At 67.5% G+C, this 20,557-nt stretch carries 22 protein-coding genes and 4 tRNA genes; 12 read left to right on the forward strand and 14 right to left on the reverse strand.

The window, feature by feature from the left end:
• Positions 1-71: 71 nt before the first annotated feature.
• The 3 genes from A5691_RS00420 to A5691_RS00430 are packed head-to-tail and all read right to left on the reverse strand — an operon-like array spanning position 72 to position 2,278.
• Positions 72-884 carry a class I SAM-dependent methyltransferase gene (locus tag A5691_RS00420; protein ID WP_067751911.1) on the reverse strand — a complete coding sequence of 271 codons (813 nt, stop codon included), beginning with the start codon at positions 882-884 and terminating at the stop codon, positions 72-74.
• Positions 885-940: 56 nt separating this feature from the next.
• Positions 941-1,633: a M15 family metallopeptidase gene (locus A5691_RS00425; protein ID WP_067751908.1), complete on the reverse strand. Its 693-nt coding sequence runs from the start codon at positions 1,631-1,633 to the stop codon at positions 941-943.
• A gap of 42 nt (positions 1,634-1,675) precedes the next feature.
• Positions 1,676-2,278, reverse strand: a complete 603-nt coding sequence (locus A5691_RS00430; protein WP_067751905.1) for a TetR family transcriptional regulator — start codon at positions 2,276-2,278, stop codon at positions 1,676-1,678.
• A 58-nt stretch (positions 2,279-2,336) separates the two neighbouring features.
• Between A5691_RS00430 and A5691_RS00435 the strand changes: the two genes are divergently transcribed.
• From A5691_RS00435 to A5691_RS00440, 3 genes are all read left to right on the forward strand, one after another.
• On the forward strand, positions 2,337-4,046 hold the full coding sequence (locus A5691_RS00435; RefSeq protein WP_067751902.1) for a CocE/NonD family hydrolase: 1,710 nt from the start codon (positions 2,337-2,339) through the stop codon (positions 4,044-4,046).
• A 297-nt stretch (positions 4,047-4,343) separates the two neighbouring features.
• Positions 4,344-4,553 carry a hypothetical protein gene (locus tag A5691_RS27760; protein ID WP_156670031.1) on the forward strand — a complete coding sequence of 70 codons (210 nt, stop codon included), beginning with the start codon at positions 4,344-4,346 and terminating at the stop codon, positions 4,551-4,553.
• Positions 4,554-4,724: 171 nt separating this feature from the next.
• Positions 4,725-4,979: a DUF2510 domain-containing protein gene (locus A5691_RS00440; RefSeq protein WP_067751898.1), complete on the forward strand. Its 255-nt coding sequence runs from the start codon at positions 4,725-4,727 to the stop codon at positions 4,977-4,979.
• A 79-nt stretch (positions 4,980-5,058) separates the two neighbouring features.
• Here A5691_RS00440 and A5691_RS00445 read toward each other — a convergent pair.
• The 3 genes from A5691_RS00445 to A5691_RS00455 all read right to left on the reverse strand — a co-directional run bounded on the left by A5691_RS00445 (position 5,059) and on the right by A5691_RS00455 (position 5,337).
• Positions 5,059-5,132 (reverse strand) — tRNA-Phe (locus A5691_RS00445).
• A gap of 26 nt (positions 5,133-5,158) precedes the next feature.
• A tRNA-Asp gene (locus A5691_RS00450) sits at positions 5,159-5,235 on the reverse strand.
• 29 nt (positions 5,236-5,264) lie between these two features.
• Positions 5,265-5,337 (reverse strand) — tRNA-Glu (locus A5691_RS00455).
• A gap of 124 nt (positions 5,338-5,461) precedes the next feature.
• On the opposite strand from A5691_RS00455, the gene A5691_RS00460 reads away from it, so the two are divergent.
• Positions 5,462-5,534: transfer RNA gene (locus tag A5691_RS00460), tRNA-Lys, on the forward strand.
• Positions 5,535-5,565: 31 nt separating this feature from the next.
• Here A5691_RS00460 and A5691_RS00465 read toward each other — a convergent pair.
• Complete coding sequence (locus tag A5691_RS00465; protein ID WP_068018522.1) at positions 5,566-6,462, reverse strand: class I SAM-dependent methyltransferase; 897 nt, start codon at positions 6,460-6,462, stop codon at positions 5,566-5,568.
• Between the two features lie 85 nt (positions 6,463-6,547).
• On the opposite strand from A5691_RS00465, the gene A5691_RS00470 reads away from it, so the two are divergent.
• Genes A5691_RS00470 through A5691_RS00480 form a run of 3 tightly spaced genes read left to right on the forward strand, consistent with a single transcriptional unit; the run spans position 6,548 to position 7,722 of the window.
• Positions 6,548-7,048 (forward strand): nucleoside deaminase, encoded by a 501-nt coding sequence (locus tag A5691_RS00470; RefSeq protein ID WP_067752146.1) that lies wholly within the window; start codon positions 6,548-6,550, stop codon positions 7,046-7,048.
• Positions 7,049-7,091: 43 nt separating this feature from the next.
• Entirely contained in the window at positions 7,092-7,499 is a 408-nt protein-coding gene (locus A5691_RS00475) for a metalloregulator ArsR/SmtB family transcription factor (protein WP_082950072.1), read from the forward strand.
• A gap of 19 nt (positions 7,500-7,518) precedes the next feature.
• Positions 7,519-7,722, forward strand: a complete 204-nt coding sequence (locus A5691_RS00480) for a zinc transporter Slc39a7 (RefSeq protein WP_067752150.1) — start codon at positions 7,519-7,521, stop codon at positions 7,720-7,722.
• 15 nt (positions 7,723-7,737) lie between these two features.
• On the opposite strand, the gene A5691_RS00485 is transcribed toward A5691_RS00480, so the two are convergent.
• The gene (locus A5691_RS00485; RefSeq protein WP_067752153.1) at positions 7,738-8,766 is read right to left on the reverse strand and encodes an oxygenase MpaB family protein; all 1,029 of its coding nucleotides are present in this window, start codon (positions 8,764-8,766) and stop codon (positions 7,738-7,740) included.
• Between the two features lie 66 nt (positions 8,767-8,832).
• On the opposite strand from A5691_RS00485, the gene A5691_RS00490 reads away from it, so the two are divergent.
• The 5 genes from A5691_RS00490 (at position 8,833) to phoU (ending at position 14,781) form a co-directional block, all read left to right on the forward strand.
• On the forward strand, positions 8,833-9,438 hold the full coding sequence (locus tag A5691_RS00490) for a TetR/AcrR family transcriptional regulator (protein ID WP_067752156.1): 606 nt from the start codon (positions 8,833-8,835) through the stop codon (positions 9,436-9,438).
• Positions 9,439-9,611: 173 nt separating this feature from the next.
• Positions 9,612-10,634 carry an acyl-ACP desaturase gene (locus tag A5691_RS00495; protein ID WP_068015263.1) on the forward strand — a complete coding sequence of 341 codons (1,023 nt, stop codon included), beginning with the start codon at positions 9,612-9,614 and terminating at the stop codon, positions 10,632-10,634.
• Positions 10,635-10,641: 7 nt separating this feature from the next.
• The gene (dusB, locus tag A5691_RS00500) at positions 10,642-11,775 is read left to right on the forward strand and encodes a tRNA dihydrouridine synthase DusB (protein ID WP_067752162.1); all 1,134 of its coding nucleotides are present in this window, start codon (positions 10,642-10,644) and stop codon (positions 11,773-11,775) included.
• Between the two features lie 220 nt (positions 11,776-11,995).
• On the forward strand, positions 11,996-14,056 hold the full coding sequence (locus tag A5691_RS00505) for an LCP family protein (protein WP_068015266.1): 2,061 nt from the start codon (positions 11,996-11,998) through the stop codon (positions 14,054-14,056).
• A 56-nt stretch (positions 14,057-14,112) separates the two neighbouring features.
• A complete protein-coding gene (gene phoU / locus A5691_RS00510; protein ID WP_067752168.1) occupies positions 14,113-14,781 on the forward strand; it encodes a phosphate signaling complex protein PhoU in 669 nt (222 codons plus the stop codon).
• 9 nt (positions 14,782-14,790) lie between these two features.
• Here phoU and pstB read toward each other — a convergent pair whose 3' ends face one another.
• The 6 genes from pstB to A5691_RS00540 all read right to left on the reverse strand — a co-directional run bounded on the left by pstB (position 14,791) and on the right by A5691_RS00540 (position 20,549).
• Positions 14,791-15,567: a phosphate ABC transporter ATP-binding protein PstB gene (pstB, locus tag A5691_RS00515; RefSeq protein WP_067752171.1), complete on the reverse strand. Its 777-nt coding sequence runs from the start codon at positions 15,565-15,567 to the stop codon at positions 14,791-14,793.
• A gap of 13 nt (positions 15,568-15,580) precedes the next feature.
• Positions 15,581-16,495, reverse strand: a complete 915-nt coding sequence (pstA, locus tag A5691_RS00520) for a phosphate ABC transporter permease PstA (protein WP_067752225.1) — start codon at positions 16,493-16,495, stop codon at positions 15,581-15,583.
• The gene (pstC, locus tag A5691_RS00525; protein ID WP_369807406.1) at positions 16,492-17,523 is read right to left on the reverse strand and encodes a phosphate ABC transporter permease subunit PstC; all 1,032 of its coding nucleotides are present in this window, start codon (positions 17,521-17,523) and stop codon (positions 16,492-16,494) included. The genes pstA and pstC overlap by 4 nt, the downstream gene beginning before the upstream one ends.
• Positions 17,524-17,571: 48 nt before the next feature.
• Entirely contained in the window at positions 17,572-18,699 is a 1,128-nt protein-coding gene (pstS, locus tag A5691_RS00530; protein WP_067752177.1) for a phosphate ABC transporter substrate-binding protein PstS, read from the reverse strand.
• A gap of 162 nt (positions 18,700-18,861) precedes the next feature.
• Positions 18,862-19,776: a mycothiol synthase gene (gene mshD / locus A5691_RS00535; RefSeq protein ID WP_068015796.1), complete on the reverse strand. Its 915-nt coding sequence runs from the start codon at positions 19,774-19,776 to the stop codon at positions 18,862-18,864.
• Entirely contained in the window at positions 19,773-20,549 is a 777-nt protein-coding gene (locus A5691_RS00540; RefSeq protein ID WP_067752184.1) for a response regulator transcription factor, read from the reverse strand. Before A5691_RS00540 ends, mshD begins: the two co-directional genes overlap by 4 nt.
• Between the last annotated feature and the right edge of the window lie 8 nt (positions 20,550-20,557).

The raw sequence follows: 20,557 nt of genomic DNA on the forward strand, positions 1-20,557 counted from the left end.
GTGAATAACGTACTTGCAAAAAAAGAGAATGCCAATACCACGCGCTTGACCTGGTCAAACCTGTGTGCGCACTACACCCGGCAGAGGATCTCGCCGTGGGGAATGGCGATCCAGCCGTCGGGGGCGGCCGCCCAGTCGCGCCACGCGGCGGAGATCTCCTCCAGCTGCGCACTGGTGGCCAGACCCAACTCCAACAGGTCGCTCGCGATCCGCGAGTGCAGGATCCGGTCGGCCCACATCCCGCCCCACCATTCGCGCGTCGCGGGCGTCGCGTAGCACCACAGGCTGCTCGTCGGGGTGACGTCGGCGAAGCCCGCCTGCCGCGCCCACGACAGCAGCCGTCGCCCGGCATCGGGTTCGCCGCGGTTGGCCCGCGCGGCCCGCTCGTAAAGGTCGCGCCACAGGTCGAGCGCCGGCAGTTGCGGGAACCAGATGAATCCCGCGTAGTCGGCGTCGCGGGCCGCCACCAGGCCGCCGGGCGCGCACACTCTCCTCATCTCCCGCAGCGCCCCCACCGGGTCGGCGACGTGCTGGAGCACCTGGTGCGCGTGCACCACGTCGAAGGCGTCGTCGGCGAAGTCGAGCCGGTGCACGTCGGCGGTGGCGAAGGAAACATTCGACAGGCCGCGTCGCTCGACCTCGGCGCGGGCCACATCGAGCACGTCGGTCGACTGGTCGACCGCCGTCACCGGACCCGGCGCCACCCGGGCCGCGAGATCGGCGGTGATGGTTCCGGGCCCGCACCCGACATCCAGGACCGACAGCCCCGAGTTCAGGTGCGGCAGCAGATAGGCCGCGGAGTCCTCCGCGGTGCGCCGCTGGTGACTCCGCAGCACCGACTCGTGGTGCCCGTGCGTGTAGGTGGCCCCGTCTTCGCAGTTCATGCCCGAAGCCTACGGGCGTGACTCATATATTGAAATATTCGTCTCGAAATATGAGATCAGTCCACGGGCACATTCAGGATCGGCCGGTCGACCGCGGCGCCCGGGCCGTCGAAGTGCCACCACTCCCCGGAGTAGGGCGCCAACCCCCCGTACTTCATCGCGTCGCGCAGCGCCGCGCGGTTCGCCTGGGCGTCGGCGCTCACCCCCTGGGTGGCGAAAGCGTTTGCGCGCGAGGAGAAGTCGTCGAAATCGGTGCCCATGTCGGCCAGGCAAAGCCCCTGCGCGTGTAGCCCGGATGCGCACGGCTGCTCTGCCGTCGTGAACGTCACATCGACCGAGCGCCCCGACTCGTGGCTGTGCGCATACTGGCCGGGGCGCGCGACCCACGCGGGGTTGGGGACGACGTTGAACATCTTGACCTGCACGTCGTGGGGCCGATAGCAATCCCAGAACACGAGGAGATGTCCCTGCGGCCGGAGCGCCGTCGCGGCCGTCGCCAGTCCGGACGCCATCGACTGGTGCACCAGGCATCGGGCGTCGGACGGGTACAGCTGCGTGTGCGTGAAGTTGTTGGTGGTCGCGTAGCGCAGGTCGATGATGGCGTCGGGGACCACGCTGCGGACGTCGACGAATCCGGCCGCGCGGGCCGCGTCGCTCACCGGCGGGACGTCGGGACTGGCGTGCGCGGTCGCGACACGGACCAGACCCGCCGCGACCGCGAGTGCAAGGTTCGGGCGCAAAAGACGCATCCGGTCATTGTCGCCGTTGGTCGCCGTGAGTTGCGTTAGCGCCTATGCGATGTCGCCCTCGACGTAGCGCTGCAGGTTCGGCGCGACCGCGGCCACCACCTGGTCCTCGGACATCGACGCGATCGGCTCGATCTTCCAGACGAAGCGCAACAACGCGAAGCCGATCAGCTGGGTGGCGATCAGCCCGCTGCGCCGCAGTCGGTCGCCCTCGTCGTCTCCAAGGGTGGAACCGCCGATCAGGCCCCGCTCAACGATCAGCCGCAGCTTCTCCCGGGTCTTGTCCTCGTGGGCGGCCGTCAGCACCACGGCGCGCAGGACGGGACCGACCTCCTCGTCGGTCCAGGTGTCCAAGACGGTGCGGATCAACTGCCGGCCCAGGTCCGCCTTGGGCGTCGCCCACGTAGCGGACACCGCGTCGAGCCACTTCTGCGGCGGCGTGGTGGCGGCGTCGAGCAGGCCCTCCTTGGAGCCGAAGTAGTGGTAGATCAGAGCCGGATCGACGTCGGCGGTGCGAGCGACGGCGCGGATGGCCGTGCCGGCCCAGCCATGTTCGGCGAACTCGTCGCGAGCGGCGGCCAGAATGCGCGCCGCCAGCACGCCGCGCTCGTCGCGCGGACCGGGGGTCGTCGATCGCGTCGGCACCATGCCACCATAGCCGAAGTTTCATCTTGCGTTGAAACTAATTTCAACATAGCGTGAAACTGTGATCACGCTCAACGGCCCGCAGACCACCGGCCGCGAATACCGAAACCTCAGCGAGCCGCGGTACGCGTCGCGCACCGACATCAATACCGCGATCACGGTCCGTGACGGCACAACGCTTCTGGCCGACGTGCACCGGCCCGATGCCGACGGCCGCTTCCCGGCACTGCTGGCGGCGTCGCCGTACCCGCGGCAGATGCAGGACCTCGGCGCCCCGGCGGGGTTCGTCGAGGCCGGCAGGACGGACTTCTGGGTGCCGCGCGGTTACGCGCACGTCATCGCCAACCTCCGCGGCACCTGCGGCTCCGAGGGCTCTTTCAACTTCTTCGACGCGCAGGAACGCCGGGATGTGTACGACCTCGTCGAGTGGACCGCGGCGCAGCCGTGGTGCGACGGCAACGTCGGCATGATCGGCATCAGCTACTTCGCGATGACCCAACTCGAGGCGGCCGTCGAGCGTCCGCCGCACCTCAAAGCGATCTTCCCCCTGGCCGTGACCGCCGACCTGTACGAGGGCGCCAACCACCACGGGCTGGTGAGTTCGTCGTTCATCACACCGTTTCTCGCCATGATGGGCCTCACCTCCGACCGCAGCGACAAACTGTGGCGCAGCAAGCCGGTGGGACTGGCGCGGCGCGCGCTGAACAGCCCTGGCATCCATAAGAAATTCGAGACCAAGAACGGCGAGGCGGCGGTCACGATGCTGCGCCAGCTGCTCAGGCTGCCACACAATCCCCACCCGTGGGACGAGTTGTGGCAGGAGGCGGTGGTCAAACACCCGACGCGTGACGATTGGTGGGAAGAACGAAACCTGTTGCCACTGCTCAAGGAGATCGACATCCCGGTCTACCTGGGCTGCGATTGGCAGAACGTGCCGTTACACCTGCCGTCGACCTTCGCCGCATGGAAAGGATTGTCGGACAACGCCTGCGTGCGGATGGGCATGCTCGGTGAGTTCGGTCTGACCTGGCCCTGGGAAAGCATGCACACCGAGGCCCTGGCCTGGTACGACCAATGGTTGAAGGGCCGCGACACCGGAATCACCGATGGGCCACCCATTCGATACTTCCTGCCCGGCGCCGACGAGTGGCGAACCGCCGACTCCTGGCCACCGGCGCCCGCCCCGCATCGTGAACTGGCCCTGCGGGCGGACGGTGGTTTGGCCGCCGACGAAGGTGAGCCGGGCAGCCGCGAATTCATGGTTCTGGGCGCGGGTTTGGGCCGCATCAAACCCAGCGAGATCGATCCGCCTTCGGTGCTGACCTGGACCGGCGCGCCGTTGACCGAGGACGTCGACGTGGTGGGCGACATCGAACTGCGGCTGGTCGCCTCGGCGACGGCGATCGACACCGCGTGGATCGCGACGCTGCACGACGTGGCACCCGACGGGGCAACGACCGACGTGACCGCGGGCTGGCTGCGCGCCAGCCTGCGCGAGGTCGACGAGGCGGCCAGTCGCCCCGGCGCGCCGGCGCTGCCCTGCCGCAACCCCCGAGCGGTGCCGCTGGGCGAGGACGTCGAGTACCGAATCCCATTGGTGCCCAACGCCCGACGCTTCAAGGCCGGCCACCGCATCCGTCTCACGCTCACCAGTGACGACCAGGACCCGTCGACGCCGGCCATCATGAACTTCCGCCATGCCAGCGTCGGCACGTCCAGCTGGAACACGGTGCGCTCGTCGTCGCGGTTACTGCTGCCGGTGCTCGGGTAGCGCCGGTGACGGCCGGTCAATCCGCCGGGGTGAATTCGACAGGCAACTCGGTAAGCCCACGCGGAGGCCGATGCCACGGACGAAGGCGACGTGCCGGCGGACGTTCTTGCGGTCCGGCCGAACTGATGCGGATTCTCGAACCCTCGCCGGTCGCGGTTGGCCGCCGCAAGCACCCCATGGGCACCGTGCCGGTCAGATGGGTCACGAACCATTGCCGGCGTGTCAGGAATATTGCCCATGAATCTGGGTAACTGAAAGGAACCCGGGGGGCGACGATTTCTCCGACAGGAGGACGCAATGCCCAGCGACATCACCATTCGCGACATCGACACGATCGACGCGGAGCTGCAATCAGTTGCCGCTCTTCGCTATGCAGCTCGCCGACTGGGCCGCCCGTTGCCATCGATCGACGCGGCGGATGCTCTGCTGGATGAACGCCTAGAGCGCACCGGCGGCGCTTCGCGGCTTGGAGATTACGGCTTTAATTCCCGGCGTAAATCGGCATAGCTCGCCCCCCGGCTCGGCCGGCCAGCCGGCCCGGCTGGCCGCGGTCACCTCGGTGGGCGACTCGGAGTGCCGAGCGACCACTGTCGAGCGCATGCGCGGCGAGTTTCGGTGGCAAAGGGTGAGGGTATTAGAGGATGCACTGGAACCGCCGCAACAAGAGGGTGCAGGCTCATGATCGCTGGCGCTGTGAATTCCCTTGTCTGGATATTGGTGCTCATCGCGATTGTCGCGGTGATCATCGCGGTAGTCCGCGCAGTGTCGGCCCCGCGCGCGGAACGGCCGGTTGTCGAGCGGCCGGTGGTACAACAACAGCCCGTTGCGACCAGCGGTTTGGCACCTGGCTGGTACCCCGACCAGCAAGACATGCAAATGATGCGCTATTTCGACGGTCGAGTGTGGACGGCGCAGACTCAGCCTCGCGCTTGACCGCATCTCTCGGGATCGCCGATTGCGTCGAGACAGGCTGAGTTGCGGGCACTGACACCGCATTAAAACGCTTTGACGGTGGCCAGGGGCGGGATCGAACCGCCGACCTTCCGCTTTTCAGGCGGACGCTCGTACCGACTGAGCTACCTGGCCGGAAGGCATGAAGTGCCTCGCCGAGTTGGCGACCCTGACGGGACTCGAACCCGCGACCTCCGCCGTGACAGGGCGGCGCGCTAACCAACTGCGCCACAGGGCCTTGCTGCTGCTCCGCGTCACCGCGTCGCGTACCCCCAACGGGATTCGAACCCGTGCTACCGCCGTGAAAGGGCGGCGTCCTAGGCCACTAGACGATGGGGGCCAGAACCGAATCACTCCGGGGTACTCACAACGAGGTTTCGTTAGGAGCCACGTCAGCTTAGGTCACCGCGGGCCCAATCCTCAAACGAGCCCCGTTTGCGGCCCAAGTATCCTGAATCTCCGCGGCCCCTATAGCTCAGTTGGTAGAGCTACGGACTTTTAATCCGCAGGTCCCAGGTTCGAGCCCTGGTGGGGGCACCGGCGCGTGATGGTCTCGGCAGATCGGCGCTTACCCGAGCACCGCGCTGCTGTAGGTCACATCCGCGAAGGCAAGGGCGACCTCGTCGTCGGCGTAGGCGAAGCCGTTGGCCGCGTGCAGTTCCGCTACCGTCCGCGACGACGTCCGCCAGCCGCGCTGGCTGAGGTGGTCGACGATGTGGCTGCGCTCGCCGTGATAGACGAGGTCGTTGAAGTCGACCTCGAAGCCGAGCTCGCTCATCCGGTCGTGGTGGGCGCGCCAGCGCGGGTCGGTGAAAACGGCGGTGTCAGGCACGAAGTCGAAGGCCAGCCGGCTGCCGGGTGCGCTCAGGGCCGTGATGTTGTCGAAGAGCGCGTCCTGGGCCGACTCCGGCAGGTACACCAACAGTCCCTCGGCGCTCCACGCCGACGGAGCCTGCGGATCGAATCCCGCCTGGCGCAGCGCGGTGGCCCAGTCGTCGCGCAGGTCGACGGCGACGGTGCGCCGCTCGGCGGTCGGCTCGGCGCCCAGCTCCTCGAGGGTCAAGGTCTTGAACTCGATCACCTCCGGCATGTCGACCTCGTAGACGACGGTGCCCGCCGGCCACGGCAGGCGATAGGCGCGCGCATCGAGCCCCGACGCCAGGATCACCGCCTGACCGATGCCGCTCCGAGTCGACTCCAGGAAGAAGTCATCGTAAAACCGTGTGCGACAAGCCATGCTGCGCGCCATCCGCTGCGGATTGAACTCGGCGGCTCCACCGGTCGGGATTTCGCCGTTGACCATCCGGACGTAGACGTCGATCCCGACGGCGCGCACCAGCGGCGCCGCATAAGGGTCGTCGATCAACTCCGCGTCGGAGGACAGGGCCCGCTGCGCCGCGACCATGGTCGCCGTCGCGCCCACACTGGTTGCCAGGTCCCAACGATCACGATCGGTGCGCGCCATCGTGCTCCCTCTCGCCCCCGAATTAAATAGACAATCTAGTCAGTATCGCAGGGCGGTTTGGCCCCGCGGGACTACCCTGCGACCTGTGACCGACTTCGCCCAGCGGACGATCGACCTGGCCCGCCGAAACGTCGCGGAGGGCGGCCGCCCGTTCGCCACCGTGATCGTCCAGGACGGCGAGGTGCTCGCAGAGAGCGCCAACAAAGTGGCGCAGACGAACGACCCGACGGCCCACGCCGAGATCCTGGCCATCCGTGAAGCGTGCACAAAGCTGGGCACCGAGCACTTGGTCGACAGCACGATCTATGTCATGGCGCATCCGTGCCCGATGTGCCTGGGGTCGCTGTACTACTGCTCACCGAAGGAAGTCGTCTTTCTGATCACGCGCGAGGCGTACGAGGACTATTACCTCGACGACCGCAAGTACTTCGAGGTGTCCACCTTCTACGACGAATTCGCCAAGAGCTGGGATCAGCGGCGCCTGCCGATGCGCTACCAACCTGACGCGGGCGCGGTGGACGTCTACCGGTTCTGGAACGAGCGCAACGGCGGCCAGCGGCGGTCCACGGTGGTCCCGTCACCCTGAGCGGCGCGCGGGGCAGCGGCGGCACCCCGGGTATTATCTGCGTATGCATGCAGATAGTGGCGCAGGCCGCTTACCCGAGGATCAGACGAGCCTGGTGGTCGAGGTCTTCCGGATGCTGGCCGACACCACCCGGGTGCAAGCGCTGTGGGCCCTGACCGAGCGCGAGATGTCGGTCAACGAACTCGCCGAACACGTGGGCAAGCCGGCGCCGTCGGTCTCCCAGCACCTGGCCAAGCTGCGGATGGCGCGGCTGGTCCGCACCCGCCGCGAGGGAACGACGATCTTCTACAGCCTGGAGAACGACCACGTCCGGCAGCTCGTCACCGACGCCGTCTTCAACGCCGAACACGCCGGCCCGGGCGTGCCCGGTCATCACCGCAGAGACGGCGGCCTGAAGGCCGTCGGCGAAGCAGCGCAACCGTCGAACCGGCGGCGCGGCGGCACCAAGTGATTGATCCAAGGAGGCACCGATGACCGACCAGCACACCCACGACCAGCCCCACGCGCACGAGCATGGGCATGGCGACCTGACCCACGCGCACGCGCACACCGCGCACGAGCATGACCACGTCGAGCACGAGCACCACCACAGCCACACCGACGGCACCGAGCACAGCCATCAGCATGTGCACCAGGCCGGCGTCGAGGACGTTCACGGTCACACCCACGCCTAACGCGGGCGCCGGCGCTCAGGAGACGGGGCAGTAATGCTTCGGGTCGCCCCGCTCGGCCACCGGCGGGAGGTTGCGTGCCGGCGTCTGCGGCAGCGGCGCGTCGGCCGGGATGCGCCCGGAAGCACGGTCGAGGCCGGCGCGGGCCCGCGGGTGCTTGCGGTACCGGCGCGGCACGAACGCGAAGACCAGGCGCACCAGGTTGCCGAAGCGCCGGTGCAGCCACTCGTCGCGGTCGGACCACTCAAAGCCCAACCGTTCGCGAACGGCCGGGTGATACAAGCCCACCGTGAGCCAGACGAAGAACGGCCGCGACAGCCTGGTCAGGCCGCCCCACAGCCAGTCCGGGAGCCAGGGAGCGATCGGCAGCTTGTCATAGATGGTCAGATCGAGCACGGCCCGCGTCGCGTAATTGTCCTCTAATACGTTGCGGCACATGTGGTCCCAGTATTCCTGAAACTCTTCCCAGGTCTTGGGCACCGGGCGCATGCTCATGCCGTACATCCGGTACCACTGAATGTGTTCGTCGAAGAGCTGCCGCTTGTCGGCCTCCGTCAGACCGCCGCCGAACCGCTCCGCCACCAGAATCGTGCCCATGAAGAACGTGGAGTGTGCCCAATAGAAGACGTCGGGATTCAGCGCGTGATACCGGCGGCCTTGGTCGTCCACGCCCTTGATGTCGGTGTGGTAGTCGCGGACCTCGGCGCCCGTCGTCGGAGCGCGGTCGCCGTCGAAGACCACCCCGCCGATCGGATACAGCGACCGCATCACCCGCGGCAGGGGTTCGCGGAAGAACGTCGAGTGCTGCTCCACCGCGGCGCCCAACTGCGGGTGCATGTTCTGCATGGATCCCGCGAACGGGCCCTGCAGCATGCCGCGCCAATCACCGAAATACCGCCACGTCAGCGAGTCGGGCCCCAGCGGGACCGGTGGCGCCTCGTAGCCCAGGGGCGACACCGGGCAGCCGGCGGCCACGGCGGGTCCGCCCGATTCGTCGCAGGCGACGTCGCTGGTCAGCGGCCGGGGTCCGGACGTATGTTGGGTCACTATTGGATTCCTGTGGGTATCTGCAAATCTGACTACACGTGTTGTCAGTTCTAGCTTAGGAGCGATGTGCAGTCCGGTCAACGACGGGGCCGGTGGACCGGCGTCCCCCTGGGGGATCGCCTCACCCTCCGTCGCGACAACCTCATCGCCGCCGGCGTGCAATTGCTCGGCAGCGGCAGCCGGCCCGCGCTGACCGTGCGCGCGGTGTGCCGCGAGGCCGCCCTGACGGAGCGGTATTTCTACGAAAGCTTCTCGGACCGCGACGAATTCGTCCGCGCGGTCTACGACGACGTGTGTACGCGCGCGATGAACACGCTCACTTCGGCGAACACCCCGCGGGAAGCCGTCGAAAAGTTCGTCGAGCTGATGGTCGACGACCCGGTTCGCGGCCGGGTGCTGTTGCTGGCGCCGGCGGTCGAACCGATCCTGACCCGGTCTGGCGCGGAGTGGATGCCCAACTTCATCGAACTGCTGCAGCGCAAGCTGTCGCGGATCGGTGACCCGGTGCTGGAGAAGATGATCGCCACCAGCCTGGTCGGCGGCCTTTCGAGCCTGTTCACCGCGTACCTGAACGGGCAGCTCGGTGCAACGCGAAAACAATTCATCGACTACTGCGTCAACATGCTGTACATCACGGCCGCCCCGTACGTGCCCGCCCCCGACTTGGGCTAGTGCGACTGCCGGTTTATCGACTCCACCCCGGCGGCAACCCTTACGACCTGAGCTGAACGCCCCGGATGTGGGATCTAACCGTTACGCGGCGCGCGGCCAGGCAGCTTGATGCTACTGAGGTACACAGATATATTGACTGCTACCCGTCGACACAGATAACTGGAGGGGCCCCCATGTCAGCAGAGCTGACAAACCTACAGCTGCTGCACGAGCTCGAACCGGTGGTCGAGAAATGCCTCAACCGGCACGAGAGCATGCACAAGAACTGGAACCCGCACGACTACATCCCGTGGTCCGACGGGAAGAACTTCTACGCGCTGGGCGGGCAGGACTGGCACCCCGAGGAAAGCCAGCTCTCCGACCTCGCCCAGGTGGCGATGGTGCAGAACCTCATGACGGAAGACAACCTGCCGTCATACCACCGCGAGATCGCGATGAACTTCGGCTTGGACGGCGCCTGGGGCCAGTGGGTCAACCGGTGGACCGCCGAAGAAAACCGGCACGGCATCGCGCTGCGCGACTACCTGGTCGTGACCCGCGCCGTGGACCCCGTCGAGCTGGAGAAACTCCGCACCGAGGTGGTGAACCGGGGCTTCAGCCCGGGCCAGAACCAGCAGGTGCGGGCCGACCTGTTCGCCGAGAGCCTGTTCGACTCGGTCATCTACGTGACCTTCCAGGAGCTGGCGACCCGGATTTCACACCGCAACACCGGCAAGGCCTGCAACGAGACCATCGCCGACCAGTTGCTGCAGAAGATCTCCGCCGACGAGAACCTGCACATGATCTTCTACCGCGACGTCAGCGAGGCCGGGTTCGAGATTGCGCCCAATCAGGCAATGAAAGAGCTGCACAAGGTGCTGCGCAACTTCCAGATGCCCGGCTACCAGGTCCCCGAGTTCCGGCGCAAGGCCGTCTTCATCGCCGTCGGCGGCGTCTACGACCCGCGCATCCACCTCGACGACGTCGTCATGCCCGTCCTGAAGAAATGGCGCATCTTCGAGCGCGAGGACTTCACCGGCGAGGCGGCGGCGATGCGCGACGACCTCGCCTTGCTGATCAAGGAACTCGAGCAGGCCTGCGACAAGTTCGAGATCTCGAAGCAGCGCCAGCTCGAGCGTGAAGCCCGCACCGGCAAGAAGACCACCGCGTTCGAGCTGCACCAGACCGCCGGCAAGCTGGCAATGAGCCGCCGGTAACCCAGCGTTGCGCATCGGTCCCATCACGCTCGCCAGCCCGGTGGTGCTGGCCCCGATGGCGGGCGTGACCAACGTCGCATTCCGAACGCTGTGTCGTGAGCTCGAGCGGTCGAAGGCCGGCACCGTCAGCGGGCTCTACGTCTGCGAGATGGTGACGGCGCGCGCCCTCGTCGAGCGCCACCCGGTCACCATGCACATGACCACGTTCGCTCCCGATGAGTCGCCACGCTCGTTGCAGCTCTACACGGTCGACCCGGCGACCACGTACGACGCCGCCCGAATGATCGTCGACGAGGGCCTGGCCGACCATATCGACATGAATTTCGGCTGTCCGGTGCCCAAGGTGACCAAACGCGGCGGCGGCGCCGCGCTGCCGTACAAGCGGCGGCTGTTCGGCCAGATCGTCGCGGCGGCCGTGCGTGCCGCCGAGGGTTCCGGGGTGCCGGTGACCGTCAAGTTCCGCGTCGGCATCGACGACGAGCATCACACGCACCTCGACGCCGGCCGCATCGCCGAGACCGAGGGCGCCGCCGCCGTCGCGCTGCACGCCCGCACGGCGGCGCAGCGCTACTCCGGCACCGCCGACTGGGAACAGATCGCGCTGCTCAAGCAGCACGTGACGACGATTCCGGTGTTGGGTAACGGCGACATTTACGACGCCAGCGACGCGCTGGCGATGATGGCCAAAACCGGCTGCGACGGCGTCGTCATCGGCCGCGGCTGCTTGGGTCGCCCCTGGCTTTTCGCCGAACTCTCGGCCGCGTTCACCGGGAGCCCGGCCCCCACCCCGCCCACGTTGGGTGAAGTCGCCGACATCGTCCGCCGACACGGGCGGCTGCTGGCCGCGCACTTCGGCGAGGACAAGGGCATGCGCGACATCCGCAAGCACATCGGGTGGTACCTGCACGGCTTTCCGGCCGGCTCGGGGCTGCGCCGGGCGCTGGCGATGGTCAAGACGCTCGACGAACTCGATTCTCTGCTAAGCCAATTGGACGGCACGGTCCCCTTCCCGGACGCGGCGAGCGGCCCCCGGGGCCGGCAGGGGTCACCCGCCCGCGTGGCGCTGCCCGAAGGCTGGCTGACGGACCCCGACGACTGCACCGTGCCGGCCGGCGCCGACGTGATGCACTCCGGCGGCTGATCGACCGCTCGAAATCGCGTCCGGACCGATAACTCAGTACGATGTGGACCTTGCTGCATGGCGCGTTCTGGCGGATCGGTAACGCACCGCCGTCGGAGCGCGACAAAGGAGTGCCACCCACGGGTGGCACGAGCCGCAGCGCCGAGAATGCCGAGCGCTGGGACGGCATTGCGCACGGACACGCTGACATCCGCATCAGAGCTTCGGAGGCCGGTAGGACATGAGTGACGCCGAGGACGCCACTCGCGACGCTCGGCGGGCCGCGCTGGGCGCCGCCCCGTGGGAGCGGTTCTCCGAGCCCCCGTCCGACTACAGCCTGCACCTATGGCAGACCGGCGCCGCCGTCGAGACCGTCCAGCCGTCCGCAGCCGACGACGAAGGATCCGGGTCACACACCGGCGGGGGGCTCAGCGTCGCCGACCTGATCGCGAAGCTGGGCGCCCCGTCGACCGGCCGGTCCACGCACCGCCACGCCGAACCGGAGCCCGAACCCGAACTCGAACTCGAACCGGAGCCCGAACCCGGGCCCGCCGAGGCCGAATCGGACCTCCCGGTCGAGTTGCGGCAGACGCAGGTTATCGAGGACCTCGCCTACTCGCTCGACGTAATCTCGGAGCTTCCCGACCTCGAGGCCGGCGACGGCCGAAACGGCGACGGGCCGCCAGCCGAGGGAACTCCCGACGATCACGCGCCTAAACCGCGCCGCCGCCACCGCCCGATGCTGCTGGCCGCTCGCTCGGTGGCGGCGCTGTTTGCCGTGCTGGCCGTGGCGTTGACCGGCGGGGCGTGGCAGTGGAGCACGTCCAAGAACGCCCGGCTCAACACCGTCAGCGCGCTCGACCAGGGGTCGGATGACATTCGCGACCGCAACGGGCAATACGGCGACGAAGACTTCTTGATCGTCGGCATGGACTCGCGCGCCGGCGAGAACGCCAACATGGGCGCCGGTGACACCGAAGACGCCGGGGGCGCGCGATCGGACACGGTGATGCTGGTCAACATTCCGGCCAACCGCAAACGGGTGGTGGCGGTGTCGTTCCCCCGCGACCTGGCGATCACCCCGATGCAATGCGAGGCATGGAACCCAGACACGGGCAAGTACGGGCCCCTTTACGACGCGAAGACCAAGACCTGGGGCCCGAAAATGGTTTACACGGAGACCAAACTGAACTCGGCATTCGCCTTCGGCGGCCCGAAATGTCTGGTCAAAGAGATCCAGAAATTGTCCGGGTTGAGCATCAACCGCTTCATCGCCGTGGACTTCGCCGGGTTCGCCAAGATGGTCGACGCCCTGGGCGGCGTGGAGGTGTGCTCGAAATCCGCGTTGCACGACTATGAGCTGGGCACGGTGCTCGATCACGGCGGCCGCCAAGTCCTCGACGGCCCGACCGCCCTGAATTACGTGCGGGCCCGCCAGGTCACCACCGAAACCAACGGGGACTACGGCCGGATCAAACGCCAGCAGCTGTTCCTGTCGTCGCTGCTGCGCTCGCTGATCTCCGAGGACACCCTGCTCGACCTCAACAAGCTCAACAACGTCGTCAACATGTTCATCAGCGACACCGTCGTCGACAACGTGCAGTCGAAGGACCTGATCCAGCTCGGTCAGTCGTTGCAGGGGATGGCGGCCGGGCACGTCACCTTCGTCACGGTGCCGACCGGCGTGACCGACCAGAACGGCGACGAACCGCCGCGCATGGGCGACATGCGGGCGCTGTTCGACGCCATCATCAACGACGATCCGCTGCCCGAGGAAAACGACCAGAACGCAAAGAATTTGGGAACATCCGACGACAAGTCCGGTCAGACGAAGGCGCCCGCCCCCAAGCAAACGCCGGCCCCCACCGCGGCCCCGGAGGCCCGGCACGAGCAGGTGACCACGACCACGCCGGGCGACGTCACGGTGCGGGTGTCCAACGCGACGACGCAGAGTGGCCTGGCCGCCACGGCCACCAGCCAGCTCAAGCGCAATGGCTTCAACGTGATGACGCCGGACGATTATCCGAGCTCGATCAACACGACGACGGTGTTGTTCTCGGCCGGCAACGAGCAGGCCGCGGCGACCGTCGCGTCGTCGTTCGCCAACGCGAGGGTTCAGCGCGTTTCCGGCTACGGGCAGGTCGTTCAGGTGGTGCTCGGACCCGACTTCAAGTCGGTCGCCACCCCGCAGCCGAGCGGATCATCGATCAGCCTGCAGATCGAACGCGGCTCCGGCAGCGCACCGGCCAAGCTCCCCGAGGACCTGACCGTCACCAACGCTGCCGATACCACCTGCGAGTAAGCGCTTTTGGGCGCTCCGCCGCCCGTTTTCGGCCCCGAGAACGTAGGCTTGGCGGTATGCGGACCGCCTACCACGAGCAGCTCTCGGAGTTATCCGAGCAGCTCGGCGAGATGTGCGGGCTGGCGGGTATCGCGATGGAGCGAGCCACCCAAGCCCTGTTGCAGGCCGACCTGGTGCTGGCCGAACAAGTGATCTCCGACCACGAAAAGATCGCCACGCTGAGCGCTCGCGCCGAGGAGAGCGCCTTCGTGCTGCTGGCCTTGCAGGCACCGGTCGCCGGTGACCTGCGGTCCATCGTGAGCGCGATCCAGATGGTGGCCGACATCGACCGGATGGGCGCGCTGGCCCTGCACGTCGCAAAGATCGCCCGCCGCAGGCACCCCCAGCACGCGCTCCCCGAAGAGGTCAACGGCTACTTCGCCGAAATGGGCCGGGTCGCAGTCGAATTGGGCAACAGCGCGCAAGAGGTGGTGATGTCCCGCGATCCGGAGAAGGCCGCCCGGATTCGCGAAGAGGACGACGCGATGGACGATCTGCACCGCCACCTGTTCTCGGTGCTGATGGACCGCGAATGGAAGTACGGGGTGGCGGCCGCGGTCGATGTCACCCTGCTGGGCCGGTTCTACGAGCGCTTCGCCGACCACGCCGTCGAAGTGGCCAGGCGCGTCATCTTTCAGGCGACCGGAAAGCTCCCCGAAGAGGAGACGAAACCGGCCTCGCAATAGGCGGCCGGATCAGCCGAAGCGGCCGGAGATGTAATCCTCCGTCGCCTTCTGGCTGGGGTTGGAGAAGATCTTCTCGGTGTCGTCGACCTCGATCAACCGCCCCGGCTTGCCGACGGCCTCCAGGTTGAAGAACGCGGTGTAGTCGCTGACCCGCGCGGCCTGCTGCATGTTGTGGGTGACGATGACGATGGTGTAGTCCTGCTTGAGCTCGCTGATCAGTTCCTCGATGGCCATCGTCGAAATCGGGTCCAGCGCGGAGCACGGCTCGTCCATGAGCAGCACGTCTGGCTGCACGGCGATCGCCCGCGCGATACACAAGCGCTGTTGCTGCCCGCCGGACAACCCTCCGCCCGGCCTGTCCAACCGGTCCTTGACCTCATCCCACAGGTTCGCCCCGCGCAGCGAGTACTCGGCCGTCTCGTCGAGCACCTTGCGATTGCGCACACCCTGCAGCTTCAAACCCGCCACCACGTTGTCACGAATCGACATGGCGGGGAACGGGTTCGGCCGCTGAAACACCATTCCGATCGCCCGGCGCACGCCGACCGGGTCGACTCCGGCGCCGTAGATGTCCTCGTCGTCGAGGAGCACGTTGCCCTCAACGCGCCCGCCGGGGACCACCTCATGCATCCGGTTGAGCGTGCGCAGCACCGTCGTCTTGCCGCAACCCGACGGGCCGATGAACGCCGTGACGCTGCGCGGCAGGATCGACAGCGTCACATCCGCGACCGCGTGAAACGAACCGTAGTAGATGTTGACGGCTTTGAGGTCCAACCGTTTGGCCACTGACTGCTCCTACCTATGACTTCTTGGTGCCGAGCAATTTCGTTATCACTCGGGCCCCGACATTGATTGTGGCGATCACCAGGATGAGGGTTAGGGCGGCACCCCACAACCGATCCGTGGGGACCGGGCTCACGCCCGCGCCGGCGCTGGTCTGGTTGTACATCATGCCGGGTAGCGTCCCCATGAAGCCACTGAAGATGTCGAAGTTCATAGACTGCGCGTAGCCGACCAAGATCAGCAGCGGCGCCGTCTCGCCCATCACCCGGGCCGTCGCCAGCATGATGCCGGTGATGATGCCGGACAGCCCGGTGGGGATCACCACCCGCAGGATCGTCTTCCACTTCGGTACGCCGAGCGCATAGCTGGCCTCGCGCAGATCCACCGGGACGATTCGCAGCATCTCCTCGGTGGCTCGCACGATCACCGGGAGCATCAACAGGACCAGGGCCAACGACACCGCGAACTCGGAGCGGGGCATGCCCAGCGTGGCAACGAACAGGGCGTAGACGAACAAAGCCGCCACGATCGAGGGCACTCCGCTCAGGATGTCGACCATGAACGTGGCCAGCCTGCCCAGCGCGGTGCCGCCGCCGTATTCGGTCAGGTAGATCGCGAGCATGATGCCGACCGGGATGGAGATGACCGCACATACCAATCCCTGCAACAGCGTGCCCACGATCGCGTGGTAGGCGCCGCCGCCGGCCACGAAGGCGGTCATGCCCGCTTGCGAGTGCGTCCACCAAACGGTCGATGCAATCGCCCTGGACCCCTTGGCGACCACCGAGTACAGCACCAGCAGCAGGGGTGTCACCGCGATCACCATCGACAGCGAAACCAGTGCCAGCGCAACGTGATCCGCGGCCCGTCGGCGCCGGCTCGGCCGCGAGAACGTGCGCGGCTTCAGCGGGCGGTCCAGCATCGAGGTCATCGGGCGCCCCATCGGGTACCGGCCGCGGCGCCACGCGCCAGGGCGTCGACGAGGAACGTGAGCACGAAAAGCGCCAGTCCCGCGGCGATGTACGCGCCGGCCTTGTATTGGTCGTTGAATTGGGCGGCGGTGCCCGCAATCTTGGTCGCGACGGTAGAGCCCCCGTCGAACAGTGACCAGCCGAACATTGCCTGGGTGCCGCGCAGGATGATCAGCAGCGCGACCGTCTCCCCCAGGGCGCGGCCCAGCCCCAGCACCGCCGCGCTGATGTAGCCCGACCACCCGAACGGCAGCACGATCGTCTTCACCACTTCCCAGCGGGTGGCGCCGAGCGCCAGCATGGCCTCGATCTGCTCATGCGGTGTCTGGACGAACACCTCGCGGGTGACGGCGGTGATGATCGGCAGGATCATCACCGCCAGGACGATGCCGCCGGTGAAGATGGTGCCGCCACCGGCCACCGACGTGTTGCCGTCGGCGAACAAAAAGCACCAACCAAGCGATCGGTTGAGCCAGGTGGCGACGGGTCGCAACTGCGGCGCCAGGACGTAGAGGCCCCACGCGCCGTAGATGATGGAGGGAACCCCGGCCAGCAGATCGACGGCATAGGCCAACGGGCTGGCCGTGCGCCGCGACGAGTACTGCGTGATGAAGATGGCGACGCCCAGCGCGACCGGCATGGCGAGCAGCAACGCGAACGCCGACACGAACACGGTGACCTTCAGCAGATCGGAGATGCCGAAGTGCATCGCCGAGGTGTCGGTGGTGACCCAGTTGCCGTCGTAGGTGAAGAAGTTCTCCCGGTTGCGCTTCAACGCCGGTATCGCGCGCAGCAGCAGGAATCCGCCGATCGCGCCGATCACCACCACGATCAGCAGGCCCGAACCGTTGGCGAGCCAGCGGAACACCCGATCCCCGACGTGTGGGCGGGTCTGTCCCCACGGGTTGATCGGAATCAGCGGCGCCTCGGGGAACGGCGCGGCCACGGTCGCGCCCGAGCCGGCGTCGGTGGGGTTTGGCGTGGTCACCGTGATCCCGGCACAGTTCTGTCGCTCCTTACGCCCGGGGCCACTCGGTCACTGCAGGGCGTTGATCGCGGCAACCAGCCGCTCTTTGACCTTATCGGGCAGCGGAACATAGCCGGCCGAGGGAAGGTCGGCCTGCCCGCTGCCGGCGGCCACCGTGAGGAACGACCTGATGGCCCCTGAGGTGTCCGCGTCGGAGCCCTTCGAGCAGACGATCTCGTACGTCGCCAGAACCAGCGGGTAGGACCGCGGGTCCTGGGAGCTGTACATCGCATTCAGGTCGAGCACCAGGTCGTTGCCGGCGCCGACGAAATTGGCCGCCCGCACGGCGTTCCCGGCGGTCTCGTTGGTGAGCGGGATGACGCCACCCTTGTTGGTGCCGATTTGGGCGTAGGGCAGGCCGGCCTGGTCGGCGAAGCCCTTCTCGACGTAACCGATCGCGCCCGGGGTGGCCCGCACCGCCTGCACGACACCGGCCGACTTGGTGGCCCCCTCGCCGACCCCGCCCTGGAACTCGGTGCCCACGCCCTTGGTCCAGCTCTGCGGTGCGGCGGCCGTCAGAAACTTCTGCACGTTGTCGGTGGTTCCCGACGAGTCCGTCCGGTAGATCGGCGTGATCTTGGTGTCGGGCAGTGCGACGCCGGGATTGAGGGCGGCCAGGATCGGGTCGTTCCACGCCATGATCCGCCCGCTGAAGATCTTGGCCAGCGCGTCGCTGCTGACCACCAACCCGGGCACCCCGGCGAGGTTGTAGACCAGGGCGATCGGCCCGAACACCAGCGGCAGGTCCCAGGCCGGGTTTCCATCGCAGCGCGCGGAGGCCGGACCGATCTGGTCCGCGGCGAGCGGGGAATCGGCGCCCGCGAAGTCGACATGGCCGGCGATGAACTGCTCGCGCCCGGCGCCGGAACCGGTCGGGTTGTACGACACGCTCTTGCCCGGGCAGTACTGCCCCCAGACCTGGTTGAACAGCGCCATCGCGTTCTGTTGTGCCGTCGAACCCTCCGCCGTCAGCTTGTTCTTACCGCTGCACCCCGCAGTGCCCGTGGGCCCGGACGCGGCCGCGGGCGACGCCCCGCGGCGGTTCTGATCGCTGCCACAGCCGGTCAGCGCGCCGCTGCCTACGGCCACCGCCACGACCAGCGCGGCCAGCGCCCTGCCTCCCCTGTCGAGCCTCACCGATCTCGCTTCCTGACGCGTTGTCGTGCCCGCGTGCCGCCGGCCGTCTCCCATGAGGTTGCCAGGTCGTCGCGAAATTATGCTCCGCCGCAGCCCACGGCTACTTGTCACTAGCAAGCGCAGGTGAACAACCGGGGGCAAGAGCCCGCCTCCCGCCCGTGGTCAGTCGGCCGAGGCGACCGCGTAGGCGGTGTCCACGCTGTAGGTGGTGAAACCCAGGCGCTGGTAGGTGCGCACCGCGGCGCGGTTGTCGGACTCCACGTAGAGCAGCACGGTCGGATCGGCCGCACCGGCCAGCCGGTGCGCCAACGACTCGATGCCGATGGCCGTCAGCATCTGACCCATGCCCCGGCCCTGCGCGGCCGGGTCGACGCCTACCACGTAGACCTCGCCCAAGCCGGGCTGATCGGGGTGCACCTTGGTCCAGTGGAAGCCCAGCAGCTTGCCCGCCTGTTTGGTATCGGAGTCGTCGAACGCCAGGAACAGACCGGCCGGGTCGAACCACGGTTCGTCGCGCCGCTCGGTCAGCTGGGCTTCGGTCCAGCCGCCCTGTTCGGGGTGGTCGGCGAAGGCGGCGTTGTTGACGCGCAGCAGCTCGGCGTCGTCGGAGGTGCCCGCGTAGGTGCGGACCCGCACCCCGGCCACGGGGCGCACCAAGTCATGGATGTCGCGCAGCGTGCGTCGCATCTGCAGCAGCTCGCGGACCGCAACCAGACCGAGCGCGGCCGCGGTGGCGCGGGCGGGCTCGAGCGTGCCGTGCGCCCAGAACCGGTTGCTTGCGGCGGTCTCGGCCAACGCCGCCCGCGCCAGCGCGGTCCCGAAACCTTGTCTGCGGGCGCGGGGGTGGACCACCAGTTCCGCCATCGCCGCTTCTGGGTCGCGCGACAGATTGAGGTAGCCGACGACCCCGTCGGGCCCGGTGGTCAGCAGGTGCCCGGTGCGGTCGTGCGGCAATTCGCGCAGCACTTGTTCACCGACGGGCGCGACTCCGTCGAATTCGGTTGCGGCCGTGATGAGTTCGCGTATCTGCCGTTGTTCGTCAGCGGTCAGCGTCGGGCGCCAGGCGGGCGCGGTCACTGACTGCGCAACGGGTCGCCCAGCGGCTGTTGCAAATCCTCGGAGTCGGACTCGATGTCGTCGGCGGGTTCGTCCTCCGCCGAGTCCGCGATCGGCGCGCGTCCTCGTGCCGGCCGGACGGCCTTGTAGCCGACGTTGCGAACGGTCCCGATCAACGCCTCGTATTCGGGGCCGAGCTTGGCGCGCAGGCGACGCACGTGCACGTCGACGGTGCGGGTGCCGCCGAAGAAGTCGTATCCCCACACTTCGTGCAACAGCTGCGCGCGGGTGAAGACGCGTCCCGCGTGCTGCGCCAGGTATTTGAGCAGCTCGAACTCTTTGTAGGTCAGATCGAGTGGGCGGCCCCGCAACCTCGCGGTGTAGGTGCCCTCGTCGATCACCAGCTCGCCCAGGCTCACCTTGCCGGCACTTTCCTGGTCGGCCAGCCCGCCACGGCGACCCACAACCAGCCGCAGCCGGGCATCGATCTCGGCGGGCCCGGTGCTCGGCAGCAGGATCTCGTCCAGCCCCCAGTCCGCGCTGACCGCCACCAGGCCGCCTTCGCTCACAATGGCCAGGACGGGGACCGAACGGCCGGCGGTGCTCAGCAGACGGCAGAGTCCGCGCGCCGACGACAGGTCGGTGCGCGCATCCACCAGTACGGCGTCCGCTGTCCCGGCCTCGAGCAACGAGGACGGTTCCGCAGGCGCCGTCCGGACGGCGTGGGGAAGCAACGACAACGACGGCAGGACCGGGTCGGGATGCAGCTCCGAGGTCAGCAGTAATAGCTCCAACTAGCCCC

The sequence above is a fragment of the Mycobacterium sp. E183 genome, from assembly GCF_001667735.1.
In the GTDB taxonomy this organism is placed as follows: Bacteria; Actinomycetota; Actinomycetes; order Mycobacteriales; family Mycobacteriaceae; genus Mycobacterium.

What these genes read in the sequence shown, in the direction of transcription:
- A5691_RS00440 (WP_067751898.1), top strand. Translation starts at nt 4,725, where the DNA reads ATGATCGCTGGCGCTGTGAATTCCCTTGTCTGGATATTGGTGCTCATC.
- A5691_RS00420 (WP_067751911.1), bottom strand. Translation starts at nt 884, where the DNA reads ATGAACTGCGAAGACGGGGCCACCTACACGCACGGGCACCACGAGTCG.
- A5691_RS00425 (WP_067751908.1), bottom strand. Translation starts at nt 1,633, where the DNA reads ATGCGTCTTTTGCGCCCGAACCTTGCACTCGCGGTCGCGGCGGGTCTG.
- phoU (WP_067752168.1), top strand. Translation starts at nt 14,113, where the DNA reads ATGCGGACCGCCTACCACGAGCAGCTCTCGGAGTTATCCGAGCAGCTC.
- pstA (WP_067752225.1), bottom strand. Translation starts at nt 16,495, where the DNA reads ATGACCTCGATGCTGGACCGCCCGCTGAAGCCGCGCACGTTCTCGCGG.
- A5691_RS00505 (WP_068015266.1), top strand. Translation starts at nt 11,996, where the DNA reads ATGAGTGACGCCGAGGACGCCACTCGCGACGCTCGGCGGGCCGCGCTG.
- A5691_RS00430 (WP_067751905.1), bottom strand. Translation starts at nt 2,278, where the DNA reads ATGGTGCCGACGCGATCGACGACCCCCGGTCCGCGCGACGAGCGCGGC.
- A5691_RS27760 (WP_156670031.1), top strand. Translation starts at nt 4,344, where the DNA reads ATGCCCAGCGACATCACCATTCGCGACATCGACACGATCGACGCGGAG.
- A5691_RS00475 (WP_082950072.1), top strand. Translation starts at nt 7,092, where the DNA reads ATGCATGCAGATAGTGGCGCAGGCCGCTTACCCGAGGATCAGACGAGC.
- A5691_RS00480 (WP_067752150.1), top strand. Translation starts at nt 7,519, where the DNA reads ATGACCGACCAGCACACCCACGACCAGCCCCACGCGCACGAGCATGGG.
- A5691_RS00495 (WP_068015263.1), top strand. Translation starts at nt 9,612, where the DNA reads ATGTCAGCAGAGCTGACAAACCTACAGCTGCTGCACGAGCTCGAACCG.
- A5691_RS00465 (WP_068018522.1), bottom strand. Translation starts at nt 6,462, where the DNA reads ATGGCGCGCACCGATCGTGATCGTTGGGACCTGGCAACCAGTGTGGGC.